The 18,922-nt window shown below is 34.7% G+C and carries 21 protein-coding genes; 5 read left to right on the top strand and 16 right to left on the bottom strand.

Annotation, left to right across the window (positions count from 1 at the left end; genetic code table 11):
- Positions 1-98: 98 nt before the first annotated feature.
- On the top strand, positions 99-797 hold the full coding sequence (locus KJS37_RS05210; protein ID WP_017370174.1) for a response regulator transcription factor: 699 nt from the start codon (positions 99-101) through the stop codon (positions 795-797).
- Complete coding sequence (locus KJS37_RS05205; protein ID WP_165713891.1) at positions 784-2,346, top strand: sensor histidine kinase; 1,563 nt, start codon at positions 784-786, stop codon at positions 2,344-2,346. Before KJS37_RS05210 ends, KJS37_RS05205 begins: the two co-directional genes overlap by 14 nt.
- 39 nt (positions 2,347-2,385) lie before the next feature.
- On the opposite strand, the gene KJS37_RS05200 is transcribed toward KJS37_RS05205, so the two are convergent.
- From KJS37_RS05200 to KJS37_RS05170, 7 genes are all read right to left on the bottom strand, one after another.
- Positions 2,386-3,093, bottom strand: a complete 708-nt coding sequence (locus KJS37_RS05200; RefSeq protein ID WP_017370172.1) for a GntR family transcriptional regulator — start codon at positions 3,091-3,093, stop codon at positions 2,386-2,388.
- A gap of 89 nt (positions 3,094-3,182) precedes the next feature.
- Positions 3,183-4,235, bottom strand: a complete 1,053-nt coding sequence (locus tag KJS37_RS05195) for a BMP family lipoprotein (protein WP_096368161.1) — start codon at positions 4,233-4,235, stop codon at positions 3,183-3,185.
- A gap of 171 nt (positions 4,236-4,406) precedes the next feature.
- Entirely contained in the window at positions 4,407-4,799 is a 393-nt protein-coding gene (locus KJS37_RS05190) for a cytidine deaminase (RefSeq protein ID WP_017370170.1), read from the bottom strand.
- The gene (deoC, locus tag KJS37_RS05185; RefSeq protein WP_017370169.1) at positions 4,786-5,448 is read right to left on the bottom strand and encodes a deoxyribose-phosphate aldolase; all 663 of its coding nucleotides are present in this window, start codon (positions 5,446-5,448) and stop codon (positions 4,786-4,788) included. Before deoC ends, KJS37_RS05190 begins: the two co-directional genes overlap by 14 nt.
- Before the next feature lie 71 nt (positions 5,449-5,519).
- Positions 5,520-5,714, bottom strand: a complete 195-nt coding sequence (locus KJS37_RS05180; RefSeq protein WP_213496185.1) for a hypothetical protein — start codon at positions 5,712-5,714, stop codon at positions 5,520-5,522.
- Positions 5,714-7,006, bottom strand: a complete 1,293-nt coding sequence (locus tag KJS37_RS05175; protein ID WP_165711461.1) for a pyrimidine-nucleoside phosphorylase — start codon at positions 7,004-7,006, stop codon at positions 5,714-5,716. The genes KJS37_RS05180 and KJS37_RS05175 overlap by 1 nt, the downstream gene beginning before the upstream one ends.
- A complete protein-coding gene (locus KJS37_RS05170; protein WP_165711462.1) occupies positions 7,003-7,608 on the bottom strand; it encodes a class I SAM-dependent methyltransferase in 606 nt (201 codons plus the stop codon). The genes KJS37_RS05175 and KJS37_RS05170 overlap by 4 nt, the downstream gene beginning before the upstream one ends.
- Positions 7,609-7,843: 235 nt before the next feature.
- On the opposite strand from KJS37_RS05170, the gene coaA reads away from it, so the two are divergent.
- The 3 genes from coaA to KJS37_RS05155 all read left to right on the top strand — a co-directional run bounded on the left by coaA (position 7,844) and on the right by KJS37_RS05155 (position 11,205).
- On the top strand, positions 7,844-8,764 hold the full coding sequence (gene coaA / locus KJS37_RS05165; protein ID WP_017370165.1) for a type I pantothenate kinase: 921 nt from the start codon (positions 7,844-7,846) through the stop codon (positions 8,762-8,764).
- A gap of 116 nt (positions 8,765-8,880) precedes the next feature.
- Entirely contained in the window at positions 8,881-10,422 is a 1,542-nt protein-coding gene (guaA, locus tag KJS37_RS05160) for a glutamine-hydrolyzing GMP synthase (protein ID WP_017370164.1), read from the top strand.
- A 90-nt stretch (positions 10,423-10,512) separates the two neighbouring features.
- Positions 10,513-11,205: a hypothetical protein gene (locus KJS37_RS05155; protein ID WP_213496184.1), complete on the top strand. Its 693-nt coding sequence runs from the start codon at positions 10,513-10,515 to the stop codon at positions 11,203-11,205.
- Between the two features lie 2 nt (positions 11,206-11,207).
- On the opposite strand, the gene KJS37_RS05150 is transcribed toward KJS37_RS05155, so the two are convergent.
- From KJS37_RS05150 to KJS37_RS05110, 9 genes are all read right to left on the bottom strand, one after another.
- Positions 11,208-13,049, bottom strand: coding sequence for an Eco57I restriction-modification methylase domain-containing protein (locus KJS37_RS05150; protein ID WP_213496183.1), 1,842 nt, complete (start codon positions 13,047-13,049; stop codon positions 11,208-11,210).
- A 44-nt stretch (positions 13,050-13,093) separates the two neighbouring features.
- Positions 13,094-14,218, bottom strand: a complete 1,125-nt coding sequence (locus tag KJS37_RS05145; protein WP_213496181.1) for a site-specific integrase — start codon at positions 14,216-14,218, stop codon at positions 13,094-13,096.
- Positions 14,211-14,423, bottom strand: a complete 213-nt coding sequence (locus tag KJS37_RS05140; RefSeq protein ID WP_213496180.1) for a DUF3173 domain-containing protein — start codon at positions 14,421-14,423, stop codon at positions 14,211-14,213. Before KJS37_RS05140 ends, KJS37_RS05145 begins: the two co-directional genes overlap by 8 nt.
- A gap of 6 nt (positions 14,424-14,429) precedes the next feature.
- Positions 14,430-15,284 carry a rolling circle replication-associated protein gene (locus KJS37_RS05135; RefSeq protein WP_213496178.1) on the bottom strand — a complete coding sequence of 285 codons (855 nt, stop codon included), beginning with the start codon at positions 15,282-15,284 and terminating at the stop codon, positions 14,430-14,432.
- 161 nt (positions 15,285-15,445) lie between these two features.
- Positions 15,446-16,729, bottom strand: a complete 1,284-nt coding sequence (locus tag KJS37_RS05130) for a cell division protein FtsK (protein ID WP_213496176.1) — start codon at positions 16,727-16,729, stop codon at positions 15,446-15,448.
- On the bottom strand, positions 16,722-17,066 hold the full coding sequence (locus KJS37_RS05125; RefSeq protein ID WP_213496174.1) for a hypothetical protein: 345 nt from the start codon (positions 17,064-17,066) through the stop codon (positions 16,722-16,724). Before KJS37_RS05125 ends, KJS37_RS05130 begins: the two co-directional genes overlap by 8 nt.
- 118 nt (positions 17,067-17,184) lie before the next feature.
- Complete coding sequence (locus tag KJS37_RS05120) at positions 17,185-17,559, bottom strand: hypothetical protein (protein ID WP_213496173.1); 375 nt, start codon at positions 17,557-17,559, stop codon at positions 17,185-17,187.
- A gap of 438 nt (positions 17,560-17,997) precedes the next feature.
- Positions 17,998-18,348, bottom strand: coding sequence for a YxeA family protein (locus KJS37_RS05115; RefSeq protein WP_017370163.1), 351 nt, complete (start codon positions 18,346-18,348; stop codon positions 17,998-18,000).
- A gap of 140 nt (positions 18,349-18,488) precedes the next feature.
- Positions 18,489-18,914 carry a universal stress protein gene (locus tag KJS37_RS05110; protein WP_014024946.1) on the bottom strand — a complete coding sequence of 142 codons (426 nt, stop codon included), beginning with the start codon at positions 18,912-18,914 and terminating at the stop codon, positions 18,489-18,491.
- Between the last annotated feature and the right edge of the window lie 8 nt (positions 18,915-18,922).

The raw sequence follows: 18,922 nt of genomic DNA, 5'->3' as shown, positions 1-18,922 counted from the left end.
ATCTTTTATAATTTTATCATAATTATCGTTGTAATCATAAGGACATCTTTCCAGATTTTAAACTTTTCTTTCAGATAAAAGCTTGTTATAATAGAAGAATGAAAAAGATTTTAATTGCGGATGATGATCGTTCGATTTTAACCTTACTTTCTTATAATTTTAGGCAGAGTGATTTTGAAGTTACTACAGTGAGTGATGGTAAACAAGCTCTGGATAAAGCTAAGAAAAATCATTACGATTTAATTTTGCTGGACTTAATGATGCCCGAGCTTTCTGGTATTGAAGTGACGGAAATTTTGCGAAAAAAGCAGAACTTCACGCCAATTTTGATACTCACAGCGCGTGATGACGAAGAGATGAAACTGACTGGTCTTAACTCAGGTTCCGATGAATATTTGGATAAAGCTACTCCTATGAAGGAAATTATTGTTCGGGTCAATGCACTCATTCGACGTCACCAGCACTATAATAAAACGATTGAGAACGAAAAATCCGCAGAAAAATCTGGTATTAAATTTGACCGTTTGGAGCTTGATTTCACTAAAAAAATTTGTATCTTTGATGGACAACCTTTGGATCTAACTAAACGTGAATTTGAAATTTTAGAACTTTTAATTGAACGCTCAGGTGATGTAATTTCACGTGAAGAATTGTTGCAGCACTTTTGGGGAATATCTTCTGCTGCCGAAACGCGAACCATTGATGTTTTAATCAGTAAAATTCGTAAAAAGTTAGACAATAAATTTATAAAAACAAAACGAGGGTTCGGGTACTACTTCTCTGATGAAAAAAATTAAGCTTAAAAATATTGTCATCTCGACAATCATTTATCTTGTTGCAACTGTGATTCTGCTTGTTTTTCTCAACATACAGATTCTAAAAACAGATACCAATCGTGTCTTGCACACTATTGACACTACAAAAACACTTCTCGCAGAAAATCCAAATTCTGCGCTCCCTAACAAGTTTCAGTATCTTCCGGCAGGCACACACAACCAGGAGACAGCAAAGATTGAAGATGGAGCAGATTATGCACAATCTGTCAGCCGTCATACTATTGAAATTACAAGTCCCATACGTGTTGACGGTGTAATAACTGGTTATCTTCATGCCGAGGATAGTCGAACTTCTCCCTGGTTCACCAACTTGATGGTGGGAGGATTTGCTTTGATTGTTTATCTTGCTTGTACATCTTACGTTTTTGTGCACGCCAGACGTAACTATCTTTTCACTCAAGATATTATTGCTAAGATCAAAAATATCGAACGTAGCCCCCTCACGCAGAGCTATCTGATGAGTGAAAATGATGATAAGGTAACCCTTGCACTGAATTCTTTGGGCGAATACATCCAAAATCAGATTTTATCGCACAGCGAAAAGAAAGAGAACATTTACGAATTCATTGAACTTTTCCAATTTCCTATTTTCATTTACAATGCTAAAGGAAAAATTCGTAAAACAAATGCTGCTTTTAAAAACGAATTTGCGGACACGCACAACCTTGATATTTTTAGTCCTTATGCTGACTTTTTAAGTTTCTTAGTGGATAAGATGCTCAATCCGACCACACAAGAAAAGAACTTTTACTTTGAAAATATCAATGCTTATTACCAGGTACGTATCTCTCCCCTGCCAGACTTGGACAACCGTTTCTTAGTCACTTTACTTGATATAACTGCGTTTAAGCGAACACTAAATGCCCATAACGAACTTATTGCCAATGTCAGTCACGAACTTAAAACACCTTTAACTTCAATTAAGGGATTCGCTGAATTACTAAAAGACGACACACTTTCTGAAGCAGATCGTCACGAGTTTTCTCACATTATCAGCAAAGAAAGTTCTCGCTTGATTGCACTGGTTCAAGACACTTTACTCTTAACCAAACAAAACATACATATCGACAAGAAGAAAATTAATCTCTCCGCCCTTGTCGAAGAAATCTTAAACACGTCACAACCCTTACTGGATGAAAAGAACCTATCACTTCAGACTGACATTGTTCCGATTTCTCAAGTTACTAACCGTCAGATGGTGCACAGCATTTTTGAAAATCTGATTGAAAATGCAATTAAATACACAGATGAGCATGGAAAAATTTACGTCGGACTCCATCAAAACAAGAAAAAAGTTGTTTTCACAGTCACAGACAATGGTCCTGGTTTAACGGAAATTGAGAAATCGCGTATTTTTGAACGCTTCTACCGTGTGGATGAAAGTCGTACACAAGTCACAGGAACGGGGCTTGGTTTATCCATCGTAGACAAAAATGTTAGAGAACTTCAAGGACATATTGAGGTAATCAGTGTGCCTGGTAAAGGGACGACATTTTCTGTTACTTTATAGAAATAAAAAAGACTTCTCGAAAGAGAGTCTTTTTTTCTTTTAACGTTCCAAATAAAACTCAAAGCGATCCCCAACATACTGAGAGAGAACGTACTCAAAAGCACGACCATCCGCCAAATAAGAAATTTGGGTTAGTCCTAAAATAGCATCTCCAGACTTAATCTTAAGGTATTCAGCAACTTCGGTGCTAACTTTTTTGGCAGAAATAATCTGTTGACTACGATCAATTTCATAGCCTGCTTGTGTCAGCGTATTAAAAAAGTTTGAGGTAATATTTTTCTTTTCAAAAGGTTTTACTAAATCATAGGGAATACTTGCAACTTCATAGCAGATAGGTACTTGATCTGCATAACGTACACGTTCCATTCGGATAATCGTTTGTTCTTTCGAAATTTCCAGCTTCTCACACTCGACTTCATTAGGTAAAGTTTTAAGATAACTTAAAACTTCAGTAGACGGTGTTTTCCCCTGCGCAGTAATGATTTCTGTAAAGGAAGTTGTGCCTCGCATCTTTTCACGCACCCGACGACTGGCGACATAAGTCCCACTCCCCACACGGCGTTCCAGGATTCCTTCCTCAACAAGTGATGTTACTGCTTGTCGCGCAGTCATCCGACTTACTCCAAAGCGCTCTGCTAAATCTCGTTCACTTGGTAAACGCTCACCAATCTTCCAAACTGCTTTTTCAACTTCTTCTTTTATTGCATCATGAATTCTTATATAATTTGGAACATTGCTTCTTTGCATGGTGTCTCCCTCTGCCTTGTTTTTTATTATTATATACCAATTCCAAATAAAAAACCAGCTATAATAGCTGATTTATATAATTGGTATAATTATTTTGCAGGAACTGTGATTTCACCATTGATGATTTTTTCTTTAGCAGTTTCAACAGCTTTCCATGCTTCGTCTGAAGTATTGTTACGAGCAAGAGCTACACCTGAGTTTTTCAAGTCGTACTTAAGAATTTCACCACCAGGGAATTTGTCGTCTTTAGTTTTATTTGAAACGTCTTTGACAACATTTCCTACTTCTTTAAGTGTAGAAGCTAATACGAAGTTAGATTCTTTACCATCTTTAGATTTAAATTTACCTTCGTCTTCTTGGTCACGGTCAACGCCAATAACCCAAACTTTATCTGCTTCGTTCTTCGTTTCGTTAAGAACGCGTGCTTCAGTGAATACACCTGTACCTACACCACCGGCAGCTTGATAGATAATATCTGCGCCACCAGAGTACATTGCTGAAGCGATGGTTTTACCTTTACCTGCATCGCTAAATGAACCAGCATATTGAACATCTATTTTGATGTTTGGATTAACAGATTTAACACCTTGTTCGAACCCAACTTCAAACGCTGTGATAATATCTGAAGCAATTCCTCCGATAAATCCAACGTGGTCAGTTTTTGTAGTTTTAGCTGCTGCAACACCGGCAAGATAAGCTGATTCTTGGTCAGCAAATGTTGCTGAAACAACGTTTTCTTGATTTTCAATCACAGAGTCTATAATTGCAAATTTAGTATCTGGATTATTTTTAGCAGCTTGTGACGTTGCTTCTTGGAGGCCAAACCCAATCCCAAATACTAAGTCATAACCACCAGATACAGCTGAGTTGAAATTAGCTGTGTAGTCAGAAGCTGAGTTAGATTGGAAATAGTTGATACCTTTACCTCTTGAAAGGTTATTTTCTTTACCCCAAGCTTGCATACCTTCCCAAGCTGACTGGTTGAATGAACGGTCATCAACACCACCTGTATCGGTAATCATCGCTACATTGAGATCTGTTTTAGCTTCACCACCGGAAGCTGCGTCACGTCCACGGCAACCTGCCAGAACTGCTACTGATGCGAGTGCAAGAGCACCAACTGCGAAAATACGTTTATTCATGGAAACGTTTTCCTCCAAATTTAAAAATTTTTAAAACTCTCGCAAGTAAGAGTTTTTATGTATAAGTTTATTTTAAGTTATTTTGCATATTAATTCAAGCCAAAAAGAAAGATGTGGGTTTTATCCACATCTTTGTTCGGAAATAGCAAGTTTTCTGTTAATTTTAATTTTTTATTCGAGTTCTTTAAAGGAATAAGGCAACAATTGCCCCACTGAGGTCTCTTTAACTTCTCCCGTTTTTGAAAGAAGATAGACTGGCATATCAGCATTACAAAATTCAGAGACGACCTGACGGCATGCTCCACAAGGACTGATGGGAGCGGCAGTTTCTCCATAAATATACAGGCTTGAAAATTCCAAATGATCCTCAGATACAGCCTTAAAAATAGCAGTCCTCTCCGCACAGTTACTCAATCCGAAGCTCGCATTCTCAATATTACATCCTTGATAAACCTTGCCATCTGTAGTGACAAGCGCTGCACCTACAGGAAAATTTGAATAAGGAACATAAGCATGACTGCTCGCTTCACGCGCTGCTTTAATCAGTTCTTTAGTAGCTGGCATTGGCAGTTTCACCTTCCATGATTGCGACACCTGATGAGCATCCCAAACGGTTTGCTCCAGCTGCAATCATAGCCTTAGCATCTTCAAGATTGCGGATACCGCCTGAAGCTTTGACACCCATGTCAGGTCCAACAGTTTCACGCATCAATTTTACATCTTCAACTTTAGCACCAGCTGTTGAAAAGCCTGTTGATGTCTTAACAAAATCTGCGCCAGCACGTTGTGCTGCTTGACAAGCTTTGACTTTTTCTTCATCTGTCAAAAGACTTGTTTCGATAATAACTTTAAGGATACGGCCATCCTTAACAGCATTAACTGCTGCGATATCACTTTCTACTAAGTCCCATTTACCGTCTTTAGCTGCACCAATATTAATCACCATATCCACTTCATCTGCACCTTTTTTGATTGCATCCGCAGCTTCAAAGGCTTTGACTTCTGAAGTGTTTGCTCCGAGAGGGAAACCGATAACTGTACATACTTTTGAAACTTCATCTTTGAGTTGCGCAGCAGCAAAAGCTACCCACGTTGGATTAATACATACACTTGCGAATTCGTATTTTTTTGCTTCGTCAACGATAGCTTGAACCTTTTCTTGAGTAGCGTCTGCTTTGAGGATTGTGTGGTCAATGTATTGATTGATTTTCATTTTTAGGTCTTCTCCTAGTTATTTTTTATTATGCGAACCTTAAGGTACGCATTATTTGTAAACATTAAAAATTATTTGGGCTTACGGCTTTTAAGATAAAGCATACCAATAAGCGTATAAACCGAGATAAAGATAAGGATAAAAAGTACTACTTTCGACAGCGTATTCTGCGCCAAAAGATTCATCCCTACTGCGCCAAGTACAGCTGCTGCTATACTTTGGAGAGCTTTTATGCCATTAGGAATAGGCGGAAGTTCATTTTTCATCAGCGAATAATTTCCAAAATTTCAGGGGCATGGATCTGCTGATCAGAAATTTCGATATTGTCCTTAAATTCAGCAATTAGATCAGATGAAATTTCACGATTACTGTAAAGCGTAGCAATAAGGTCACCTTCTTGGACTGAATCACCAACTTTTTTAGCGAGAGTAATACCGGCTTCAAAATCGATTATATCTGCCTTAGTTGCTCGTCCTGCACCTAGCTTCATCGCAACAATACCGACACCCATCGCTTTTTCTTGTGAGATATAACCTGCACGTTCAGCATAGATTTCCGCAGTATGTGTCACATTTAATTCTGCAGTCAAATGATTGAAGGCTGTTGCATCTCCGTGCTGTGCTTTACACATGGCAAGAAATTTAGCGTAAGCTTTACCATTATCAAGGTTTTCGATAATTTCTGGAACTGTTTTTTCTATCCCTGCTAAACTAAGCATGATTTGCGCAAGTTCAGCGATAAAGTGACGAAACTCTGATGTTCCTTTACCATTTAGCGTATTCACGGCTTCCGTAATTTCATTACGATTACCTATAGCATATCCTAAAGGTTGGTTCATATTTGTTAGAACAGCCACTGTTTCACGACCAACAGCCTTTCCTAAGTCAACCATTGTACGCGCTAAAAGTCGAGCATCTTCGATATTCTTCATGAAAGCACCGTCGCCAACAGTCACATCAAGCAAAATGGCATTTGAGCCCGAAGCAATTTTCTTAGACATGATCGAGCTTGCAATCAATGGAATAATATCGACTGTGGCTGTTACATCACGAAGTGCATAGAGGAGTTTGTCTGCTTTAACCAGCTCGTCAGATTGACCAATCACCGCAATTCCTGAATCTTTTACTTGGCTGATAAAGTCTTCTTCTGTTTTTTCAATTTCAAAGCCAGGAATGGATTCTAACTTATCTAATGTTCCACCAGTATGTCCTAAACCACGGCCAGACATTTTAGCGACAGGAACATCAAAACTCGCCACTAAAGGTGCTAAAATAATTGTTACTTTATCACCTACACCACCCGTCGAATGTTTGTCTACCTTCACCCCAGGAATAGCTGATAAGTCAAATTCCTTACCTGAAGCAACCATAGCCATGGTTAAGTTTGCTGTTTCTTCTGTCGTCATACCTTCAAAATAAATCGCCATAGCAAGTGCTGCCATTTGGTAATCCGGCACTTCACCATTCGCATAACCAGAGATAAGCCAATCAATTTCAGCTTTCTCAAAGTGACCACCGTCACGTTTTTTTTGAATCAGGTCAACCATTCTGTAGGTCATAGTTTCTCCTTATAACTTCTTAAAATGTAATATCCTTTATCTTTCGCGACAACCTCGCAATTGCCAAAGACAGCATTCATTTTCTTTTGTGCACTCGGCGCGCCCTGTTTTTTCTGAATTACGATAGTCAAATGGCCATTATTATTTAAATGCGTATAAGCGTCAGACAAAATAGCATGTACCACTTCTTTTCCCGCACGAATAGGGGGATTCGAAATAATAGCATCAAAGCTTTGTTCCACATTATCATATATATTAGATAAAAAGATATTATCAACTTTTATATTGTTTTTATCTGCATTTTTCTTTGCTAAATCAAGAGCGCGGCTATTTACATCTACAAGTGTAACTTTCAAGTCGTATTTCTTTGCTAAAGTTAAAGCCAATGTGCCATAACCACAACCTACATCAAGCAGAGTCTTAGCTCCTTCGGGTTGAAAATTATCCAGCAACACACGTGAACCATAATCAATAGCGTTTTTAGAAAATACACCTGCATCAGTCAGAAAGTGTAGGGGAAGGCCCAAAAGTTCAACCGTCAATTCCTGCACGTCATGTGCTAAATCTCGGTTGTCTTCATAATACATATTTGTTTTTACCATTACAGTTTATTTTATCACAAAATATTTTATTTGTTCTGAGAAAACCTTTACAGATAGAGAGGAAGTATTAGAAAACCCTTACATTTTAATTTTGTTTTTTTCAAAAAAGTCAGGCCCTCACGCTTTAGACACTGCTTATGTTTAGCGCCTATTTCTATAATTTTATAAAATTAAACTTACAGTTAAAATGAGTCTCTAAACACAGCCAGCAAGCAAAATATGCTAAAATATCCTTATGAATAAATTCATCAATTATGATGAAATTTCACGAGAAACTTGGCAAAATCTCTATCTTTCTTCAATTGTGCCTTTGACAAACAAGGAGCTCGATGCCATTCGTTCACTCAATGATGAAATTTCACTCCAAGACGTTATCGATGTATACTTGCCTTTAATCTATCTAGTCCGACTCTACAAGAAAAATATTGAGGATTTAAGCTTTTCTAAAGGTTTGTTTTTACAAAAAATTGTTAAAACTCCACCATTAATTATTGGAATATCTGGTTCTGTAGCTGTCGGAAAATCTACTGCAGCACGCCTTGTTCAGCTACTTCTATCCCGTGAATTTAAAAAATTAAGCGTAGAGCTTGTGACAACTGATGGGTTTCTTTATCCAACAGCAGTCTTAGAAGAGCGAAATATGCTAGACCGTAAAGGTTTTCCCGAAAGTTATGACATGGAGCATCTGTTAAACTTTCTTTACCGTGTTAAGAATGGTGAAACATGTGAAATTCCGATTTATTCCCACGAAAATTATGACATCCTCAAAGATCAAACACAGACAATTGACCAACCTGATATCTTAATAGTTGAAGGGATAAACGTTCTGCAAAATCCACAGAGCGAGCATCTGTATGTCAGTGATTTTTATGATTTTTCTATTTATGTCGATGCAGATGAAGCTGTGATTGAAAGATGGTATTTGGAGCGTTTTGACAGTCTACTCAAACTTGCCGAAGATAATCCACATAACTATTATCACCAATTTACAAAGATGCCTTACGATGAAGTGATGAAGCTAGCACGCCAAACTTGGGCCAATACCAATCTACCTAATTTGCGTGACTACATCGAACCTACACGAAATCGTGCGGAAGTTATCCTGCACAAAACGGATAATCATTACATTGATAAAATTTATTTGAAAAAATTTTGATAAAACATAACATTAATTTACTCTTTGATTAAAAATGCTATCTTTTTGTATCAAACGTTTTTATAATCCGTTCTTTTATGATAAAATATTTTAATATTAATTTTTAGGAGGCCCACTTGTCTGATAAACAACTTGAAAAAATTATCGTTCTTGACTATGGTAGTCAATATAATCAATTGATTGCGCGTCGCATTCGTGAAATCGGTGTTTTCTCAGAGCTGATGAGTCACAAAGTCACAGCTCAAGAAATCCGTGAAATAAACCCTTTGGGGATTGTACTTTCTGGGGGTCCTAACTCTGTTTACGACGAAGGTTCATTTGATATTGATCCTGAAATTTTCGAACTTGGATTACCTATTCTAGGTATCTGCTATGGTATGCAACTGATTAGTCACAAATTAGGTGGTAAGGTTGAAAGTGCTTCTGAAAGCGAATATGGTGTTGCACCTATCGAGCTTAAAGCAAAATCTGAACTTTTCGCTCATACTCCTGAGACACAAGATGTTCTCATGAGCCATGGTGACCGTGTTGTTGAAATTCCAGAAGGCTTCCATGTCGTTGCTACTTCTCCAAATAGCCCATTTGCAGCGGTTGAAAATACGGAACGTAACATTTACGGTATTCAATTCCACCCTGAAGTTCGTCACTCTGTATACGGAACAGATATGCTCCGTAACTTTGCATTAAACATTTGTGGTGCTAAAGGCGATTGGTCAATGGAGAGCTTCATTGATATGCAAATTGAAAAAATCCGCGAACAAGTAGGAGACAAAAAAGTCTTGCTTGGTCTCTCTGGTGGTGTAGACTCATCTGTAGTTGGTGTGCTCTTACAACGTGCTATCGGTGACCAATTGACTTCAATCTTTGTGGACCACGGTTTCCTTCGCAAAGGCGAGGGTGATCAAGTCATGAACATGTTGGGAGACAAATTCGGCTTAAATATTATCCGTGTTAATGCTGAAGAACGTTTCATGAATAAGTTAGCTGGTGTTTCTGACCCAGAGAAAAAACGTAAAATTATCGGTAACGAATTTGTTTACGTCTTTGATGATGAAGCTTCTAAACTTAAAGATGTTAAATTCCTCGCTCAAGGTACACTTTATACAGATGTCATCGAGTCAGGAACAGACACTGCTCAAACAATCAAATCACACCACAATGTTGGTGGCTTGCCAGAAGACATGCAGTTCGAATTGATTGAACCTTTAAATACACTCTTCAAAGACGAAGTACGTGCCCTTGGTACAGAGCTTGGTATGCCTGATGAGATTGTATGGCGTCAACCATTCCCAGGACCTGGTCTTGCCATTCGTGTTATGGGTGACTTGACACCTGAAAAGATTGCAGTTGTCCGTGATTCAGATGCGATTCTTCGTGAAGAAATTGCCGCTGCTGGCTTAGACCGAGATGTATGGCAATATTTTACTGTTAACACAGGTGTTCGTTCAGTTGGTGTTATGGGAGATATCCGTACTTACGACTATACACTCGCTATCCGTGCCATCACCTCTATCGATGGTATGACAGCTGAGTTTGCTAAACTTCCATGGGATGTTTTACAAAAGATTTCAGTACGTATCGTTAATGAAGTGGATCATATCAACCGCGTCGTCTACGATATTACCTCTAAACCACCTGCAACTGTTGAGTGGGAATAAGAGATAATCAATCAAAAAGGCTTTGGAATTAATATTTCAGAGCCTTTAATTAAATAATTGCAAACAATTTGCAAACGAAAGGTATTTAATATGGACTTTAAAGAATATGAAACATTTTTATGTAATCAATTAAGTGACATAATATTAAAAATTATTGATGAAAATAGAGAGTTAGGAATATCAGCACGTTCAAGAGCAGGTGCAGAAATCAGTGATTTTTTAGAAAAAGAATTTACTATTAAAGTAAACAAAAAGAACATCAACGATCATATTTATGATGCTGAACAGGCTCCTCCAGGAAAAACAAAAAACCCTTGGGACGCAAGATGTAAATTTAACTATTTGAATCGTGAAGAAGAAATTTGGATTGACTTTAAAGCAATAAAAATTTCTTCAATTGATAGTAATCCCGATATAGGAACTCCGTCTAAAGTTATTAAATTTATTAAAGAAGGAAATTTTTATTTAGTATATGTGATTGTTTATTACGTCGAAACTGATTCCGGATTAAAGTTTATGGACCATAATAATAAATTTGTTAAGACATATTTGCTCAAGGATGTAAATCATACATTCAGATTGAACCCTAAGCCACAATTGCAAGTAAATATTTCGGCAGAACCCGAGTATAGAACTAGGGAAGATTTCATTAAGTTATTAATTCAAAAAATGAGTGAATCATATACTAGACAAGAAATCAGTCTTGTAAAAAAGAAAGAGAAATTAATATCAACGTTACCGGAGTTACTACAAATTAATTCTAATTCTGAAAAACGAGATTAGCCTCAAAAGAGGCTAATCTCGTTTTTTATATATTCTAGCTCGTCAGTGCTTAATTGATAATAATCCGCAATAATATTATCAATTTCAGTAATACCCACTTCAAGACTTATTGAATCACTCATTATTCTTTGATAAATTTTATCCAAACTATAATTTACTTCTTGATTGTCGATTAGTCTAATTTTTCTTAAATCCGATAATTTTATTTGTGGTTGTTTTCCATTAGCAATTCGAATTATTTTTAATTTTAGGGAATAATAAGTCGTTATATTAGAGTTTAATTGTGCACAAACTGAATGTAATGTTGAATTTGTATCGCCTAGGAAAATTTCTCCATCATTAACACACAATGAATACAAACTATTATTCGATGTAGAAGGTGCTTCATAAATTGAAGCAATTATTTCTTTTGCCGATTGCCTAATATAAATTTTAGGAGAAAAATGTCTATCAATATCTCCTAACATAATTCTTTTTTTATTTTTTATACCTTGCTTTTCAAGTTCGACTTTAAGTTCTAGATTTATTCTATCTTGAAGTTCTTTATCGTAATGAAGGAATTTATCATAAGACATTTTATCAAATTTTTTCGTTAAACTCTTACTACCTTTAAAATATGGAAATATCGGAACATCATCTTCTACTTCTTTTTTTACAAATATATCTTCATAGGTTAATAACATTGTGTTTGTTCGAAGAGATTTTTTAGGGTATAAATCAACAAGTTGTTTAGATTTCTTTTCTATTTTAGAAATTAAATTATTATCTTTTTCATCAATCATTACCAATCTATAATTTGGTGAATTCATCCATTCTGATTGAGAAAAGTATTTTACTTCACTATTTTCAATATCACTTATTAAAAATAGTGAAGTAATAGGATTTGGAGAAGTATTTTTTAATGTTAAAATTATTTGTCCACTAGCTACATCTTTAAACGAATTAATTTCAGTAATTACGCTTACAATTGTTGTATTCTCCAAAATGAACTTTCTTATAAATTCAAAAGCAGTTTCAAAAAAACTAATATCAATTACAAATGAAATTATTCCATTATTTTGGCAAATTTTAATTGATTGTTCAATAAAAAACATAGTTAAGTTCAGTTTTCCATTCTTTACTGTAGATGGTATAAATTCATAATTTGATAGATAGTATTCTCGTAATAATTCAGTTTTTTTTATCCCTCGCCGACCATATAAAGCAACATATGGGGGGTTACCAATTATAACATCAAACTTTTCTGACTTAAGAATATTGACATTTTCTAATTTTTCACACACATCTGATTTCTTGGTAAAATCTGCTTGTATAATATTAAAATCAGAATAAGAATGTTTATTAACTATCAAAGCTTTTAGCATAAGATTTAGATGGATTTTATGAAATTTTATCAATAAAGAGTCAATTTCTATACCAACATAATTATCTAATATACTCAAAATCGATTCAATATTTTCTTCTAATTGGAACTGATCATATATAAAGGTTAAAATAAAGTTGCCCGTTCCGCAACAAGGATCTAGTATCTTTAAATCATGGATCTCTTTATCTGAATTTGATAAAACAGCATTATTTATATTCCTGATTATTCTTTTATCAACTGTAGGATATTGTCCTTTTTGTTTTCTATCTTGTTTATTATTTATTTTATAAATTTCTGTAGACATTTCTAGAATAAAATCCAAAATACTCAATTTTAGATCATCCTTATTTGGATTTTCAACCGTAAATTCAATATCTTTCAATATATCTAAGGTTAAATCTACACTGAAATTAATTTTAAAATAATTATAATACCTACTATAAATCGAACTAAATTGTTTTTTATATTCGTTATGCATATATTCATTTTGCTCCTCTATTTATGTATACTAGAACTATTGTATCATTTTTTATCGTCTAGCAAACAAATACTATTCAACTTTTTTGCGACTTCTCTATTCATATTTGGATATAAATGTCCGTAAGTTCCCAACGTTGTCTTTATATCTTCATGACCCAATCTATCACGAACTACTAAAGCATTCTCTCCTAGAGAAATCAAAAGACTTGCATGAGAGTGTCTTAAGGCATGTGTCTTAATCCTGTGTACCCCTGCTAATTTTGAATGACGTTTAATCATATGACTCGTTGCACTTTTATTAGTTGGAAAGCCATTATATGAAAAAATAAAATCTGTAATAATATTTTTTCTTTGAAGTTCATTCCACTCACTCAAGCACTTTAATGTTGTATCATCAAGGGCAATCACTCTATTACTTGCTAAAGTTTTAGGTTCCGTAATATAAAACTCCTTTGCTGTCTTATAGTACATATTTTTATTAACTTCTAAAGTTTTTTCTATGAAGTCAATATCCGTCCATTTCAGAGCCTGTGCTTCACCTATTCTCAAACCAGTCATAAAAAGAGTATAAATAAGAGTAAAAAAAAATCTAGCATAATAATCGCTTAAATCAAAGGTTGAAAACACTTTTTCAGCCTCTTCTTTCGTCCAAAAATCAACTTTTTTCCTTACTTTCTTAACATTACCTACTTGTTTTGCAATGTTTTTTTGAATTAATCCTAATTTAACTGCAAGGTCTAAACTCTTTTGAAAGAGTCCATGTATCGCTCTAACATAACCAGAAGAATATTTAGATGAAAGATTATTTTGCCACTTCTTAACCATTGGGGCATTTATATCTTTTAACTTTCTATTAAAAAAATATTTCAAATGAATTTCCATTGATGATAGGCGGCTTTCATAAGTTTGTGGTTTGACTGATTGTTTATAGTCTGGCTTGAAATAAGTTTCATAAAATTCTCTATAAGACATAGTAGAATTTTTCTTGACTGCTGAATCAGAAAAATCATTCATATAGGCTTCATAACCTTTTTTAGCTTCTAGTTGAGTTTTATATCCTCGTCCCCAATGTTGAATTCTTTTTCCGTATTCATCATATCCGAGGCTAGCGACGAAGTACCACAATCCTGATTTTTTATCTTGATATACATGGGGAATTTTAGGCATGATTCTTTTCCTCTAATTCTTTGGTATCAATAGGGAATCCAAGTATATGTTCGACAGAAGATAAAGGCACTCTTCCTAATCGTTTCGATGAATAATAACCAAATCCTTGACTAACAAGGTAAATTTTTGCTCTACGTACAATATCAGCCGACTGTGATGGACCGAATCCCATTCGTTGAAGTTCGTGTTTTGTTATGGTTTGCATACTGGCTTACCTCCTTTTCCTGTTGTATTGCTCAAAAATAACGATATTCTCAAAGTTATCATTTTCAATTTTATAAGTTTTAGTATAATGTAGATCAATCCCTATCATTTTCCTTGCTGACTGATAGGGCATTTTAATTCTCTTAGGGTACTGTATCCCCTTACTTTTTCGATAGATTCTAATACCCTTTGGGTAAAGCCACAGACGACTGCCTTTTATATATTTCTTCTCCTTAGAATCAGTATCTGAAAGTTCAGCATTAGTCAAATATGCTGATAGATAAGCACCTATATTGTCAATATTTTTCAATCTTTCAATTCGACACATCCCAAGTCCCCATATCTGTTCAAACTCTTGATAAGGGATATAGAGACTGGAAGAATTACTTTTTAACAATAAGTGAAGATGAAAACCGTGCCATTCAGAAATATTTTTATCACTTATACCGTGTGGTTCTAAAATGGCGATATAATCTAGTTTATTCTGATATTTATAATTTAGTCGCTTAATAAACTTATTGAATTCTTTATAAATATATTTAGGTTCTTTAGCTATTTGGGTATCTCTAAAAGTCAAGGTTGCCCAAAGTTCATTTTTTCGACCCGAAAAGTTTGCATTGATAAGATACCTTAATTTCTTCATAGTTTGCTTTATTGAATTGGATATTTGGTTTCTTGTCTCTGTGTGTTCATAGTATTTGATTTCCCCTGTTGATTTCACAACATAGCGATCAGAATCAATCTTCAATATATTATTTTGTCTATTTGATTTTTGTAAGTACTGTACCTCGAATATATCATTCATAAAGGTAACAGTAACAAAATCATCAGGTTGAATTGAAAACTCCTTACTGTCGTCCATAAGAATACCTCATTTTCGATTTTTCAAAATCTCTTATTGTTTAATTAAAAACAAGCCAATTATCAAAATCGTACCGATTTTGAAGACTCTAAAAAGTTATTGATGGTCGCTCCGCTCAAATGCTAAAGGCATTTGCTCATCAACAACTTTTTAGAGTGACATTAGGACACATTCACAAGAATAGCTCTATCCAGACAATCGAGATAATCCCCACTATTTTGCGGAAGTAAAGGTGCTTCAAAATAAACTGGTTTTGTGAGTTTACCGTCAATCGTGATATAGCCAGCCCCTATTTCTTTCACAGTCTGAAATTCAGTATCAGTGTATCCGAAAAGCATTCTACAACCGTCACTTGTCATATTTCCCATACCAATACGCACACCAAATTGATCTCTTTGTTGCCCAGTTAAGCCACTACTTGAATTTGAAGATATATCAGGTCTTTGCATTATCAATACAATCTCTATCCCCACCATACGACCTTTTAGAAGTAAGTTATTAAAGTATCCTGTAATTTCTTTTGCTACTTTAGGACTGGCAACAGACAGAACAGCCGAAAATTCATCAATGATAACCACTAAAGGTTTTGCATTATCAATATCTTTCCAAGTCTTGCCAAAAGAGTGTTCGTCATCAGTAAACCATTCAGAATACCTATGCTCCATTTCAGCATTAACTTCTCTTAGCAATCTTGCTATTTCATTATCTGAGACAGCAAGGTTTTGAACCTTTCCATATTTTTTCAAATCTATTCTTCGACAAATGATAGATAAATCTGCCGATTTTGGGTCACAAACATAAATATCACAACCTCCACCTTTACCTTTGATTTTTAGATAGTCAAGAATTAGCATTGTAGAAAGGTAAGTTTTCCCAGAATTTGTTGTTCCACATATTAGTGTGTGACAAGGCTTTGAAAATTCCCATGAAATCTTTTCTGTCAGCTTAATAATGTTATTTGAAACCTCTCTGGAAGAAAAGTGCAATCTTGTATCAGGATAACGGTCAAATACATAATTACAGTAAGTGTTGTTATTTTCAATATCCTGCAACGGTAAATTTAACATGGCTTGAAAATGATTTGTAAATTGACTTGCTTTATCCGTAAATAAATCAGCATTCTTTTTGAAGTGAATAAGGATTTGCTCATCAGTAACCAAATAGCCAACTTCTGCTGATATATCGCTACTATATAGATTATTATGAACAATAAATTCCTTGATTTTATAGTCCAGACTAGCTTTGTATTTGTAAAAAATATATCCCACGCATAGAAGAACTATTGTAGCAAGGAACAAGGACATAATTAGATAATCCGATTTCATAAGAAACTGCCCAATTAAAACGAAAATCAGTCCAAACATCATAATTTGTAAAATTCTTTTCCTTAAAAGAATAGGGGGCTTAGTAAATGCTGTTACCATTTTATAAGTTCTATTATTCATCATCTACCACCTCAATCCCTTCTGCTTTGAAAGAGCAAGCCACATATTTGTAACTATCCCCAGCAACGTAGGCACTACCTGTCAAGCCTAAAAATTCAACTAAACAATTCTGAGGAATTGATTTTGAATCTTGGAATAGAGGCTTAGACTGTTCAATCTTTACATTAAAACGTTCAAATTGTTTTTCAATAGCTACGCACTCGTACGAGTAGCCAGCAATTATTTCTGTTTTTACACGCTTACCATTTTCTTCAGAATAAAGAAAATATGGTTTTTGGTTGATAAGTATTTTTGCTCCTCCCACTGTTTCTTCTGCATTTAAAATTGGTCTAATCATTGTTAATCCTCCGTTTTATATTTTTTAAGTGTCGCAATTACTCCACGACACTATTATAAAACAAAGTGTCGTGTTTTGTCAACACATAAATTTAGAATAAAAAAAATAGGCTTAAAGCCTAGATTTTTTCATGACGTACTAATAGAGAACCCCTAACTATCATTCTAATAACAAATGAAGTAGTTACATAACTTGTTTCTGTATATTGAGGTAAAATCTTTTTCAATTCAGCAATCCCATCAATAGTAGTTTGATTCACTTGTAAATCAGTTCGAGTTTTTGGTGCACTTCGTTCTTCAACTTGAGAACCAAATTTTAAGACTTTATCCCAGTTTTGTTCAGCAGTAATTTTTTTAGAATCTAAGTAGGCTTGATTCACGACAAAACCATTAGTAAGATGAAGATTATCAAATTCTCCAGTTGCTTTTATTTCTTCTTTAAGAGCATCAATACTATCTCTTGTTTCTATTGCAAGTCTAACTGCTAATCTCACTATGTCACCACCTATTATAATTACTGATACTATTATACAAAAAATGTTGTATTTTTTCTACACATTCTTTTCCAAATCTGCAAACAATTTGCAAACAACATAAATCAATTCTAACAATTTCATATCAGCATAATAAATAAAAAAGCGATATTCTAAGCTATATTAATCCTTGTTCATTGTACGAGCAGTAGAGTGGGAATAATCCCTAGATAAAATAGCTAAAATAGAAATCAAAAATCGCTTAACAGAGCGGTTTTTCTTTTGTCTAAATTGTTAAAAAGCACTGATTTTGAAAAAAATTAGTACAAAATAATCCCCCAACGTTATTGCTGAGGGATAGAGTTTATTATTTTTTTACACTGTTATTATAACACCAAGAAAGCGTTATCGCAAGTGTTAAATAATTTTATTTATTCAAGGAAAAAAACACAAGCGAACTTAAGCTTTTTCAAGCTCAAACAGGGGATTTTTAGGAATTTCTTGCTTCTTAACTTCTTTCCAGCTCAAAACTCCTTTTTTCTTATTTGTTACGACTTTCAAATAATCATAGTGTTTTAAACTATATTGTGCCGTAAGCTTTATTTCTTGCGATTTTCCTTTTTCGTCAAATCCGATGACGGAATATTTATATTTTGTGATATGGCCATTATCCGATTTTTTCATTTCGATTTTCTCGTCTTCATGTATTTTAACGAATAAATTCTTGCCACCATGCTCTAAATTATGCCATACAGAATTTCCAACTATTAAAACTATAATTGCAACCAGGCCAAATACAACTCTCTTCATTATAAAATCCTTTTACTTATTTTTCCTGTAAAAACTATTATATAATGCTTCGCCCTTTTTTTTAAGGAAAACGACTCAGAATTAAAAAATTTTTTTCACGAGAAAAAAGCTTTCTTTGAGAAAGCTTTTTCTTCTTTATATTATTTGACAACCATAACATTACAACGCGCATGATCAATAACGTATGCTGTTGTAGACCCGACTAACAAGCGGTCAAAGGCGCCTTTACCAGTAACACCAATAACGATTAAGTCAATATCATTTGCTTGAGCAAAATCAACGATTTCTTTTTTGGGCGAGCCCTCCACGCGATATGCCTTAAATTCTACCTGTTTCTTGATAATCTCAGAAGCTCTTTCAATGATTGCACGTGACTGCTCTTCTAAATTCTCAAGAATGAGAGGGACACCATAAGCTGAACCATAAAGTCGCACATCATCTTTGACATTCAAAACAAATAGTGACGTTTCATTACGTGCTGCAATTTTCACGGCTTCACGTACTGCTTTATCAGATTGTTCTGACCCATCAACAGCTACTAGAATGTTTTTGTATTTTTCTCTCATAAAAAGCC

The organism is Lactococcus formosensis (assembly GCF_018403745.1).
Taxonomy (GTDB): domain Bacteria; phylum Bacillota; class Bacilli; order Lactobacillales; family Streptococcaceae; genus Lactococcus; species Lactococcus formosensis.
This window is presented reverse-complemented; position numbering and strand designations above follow the sequence as displayed.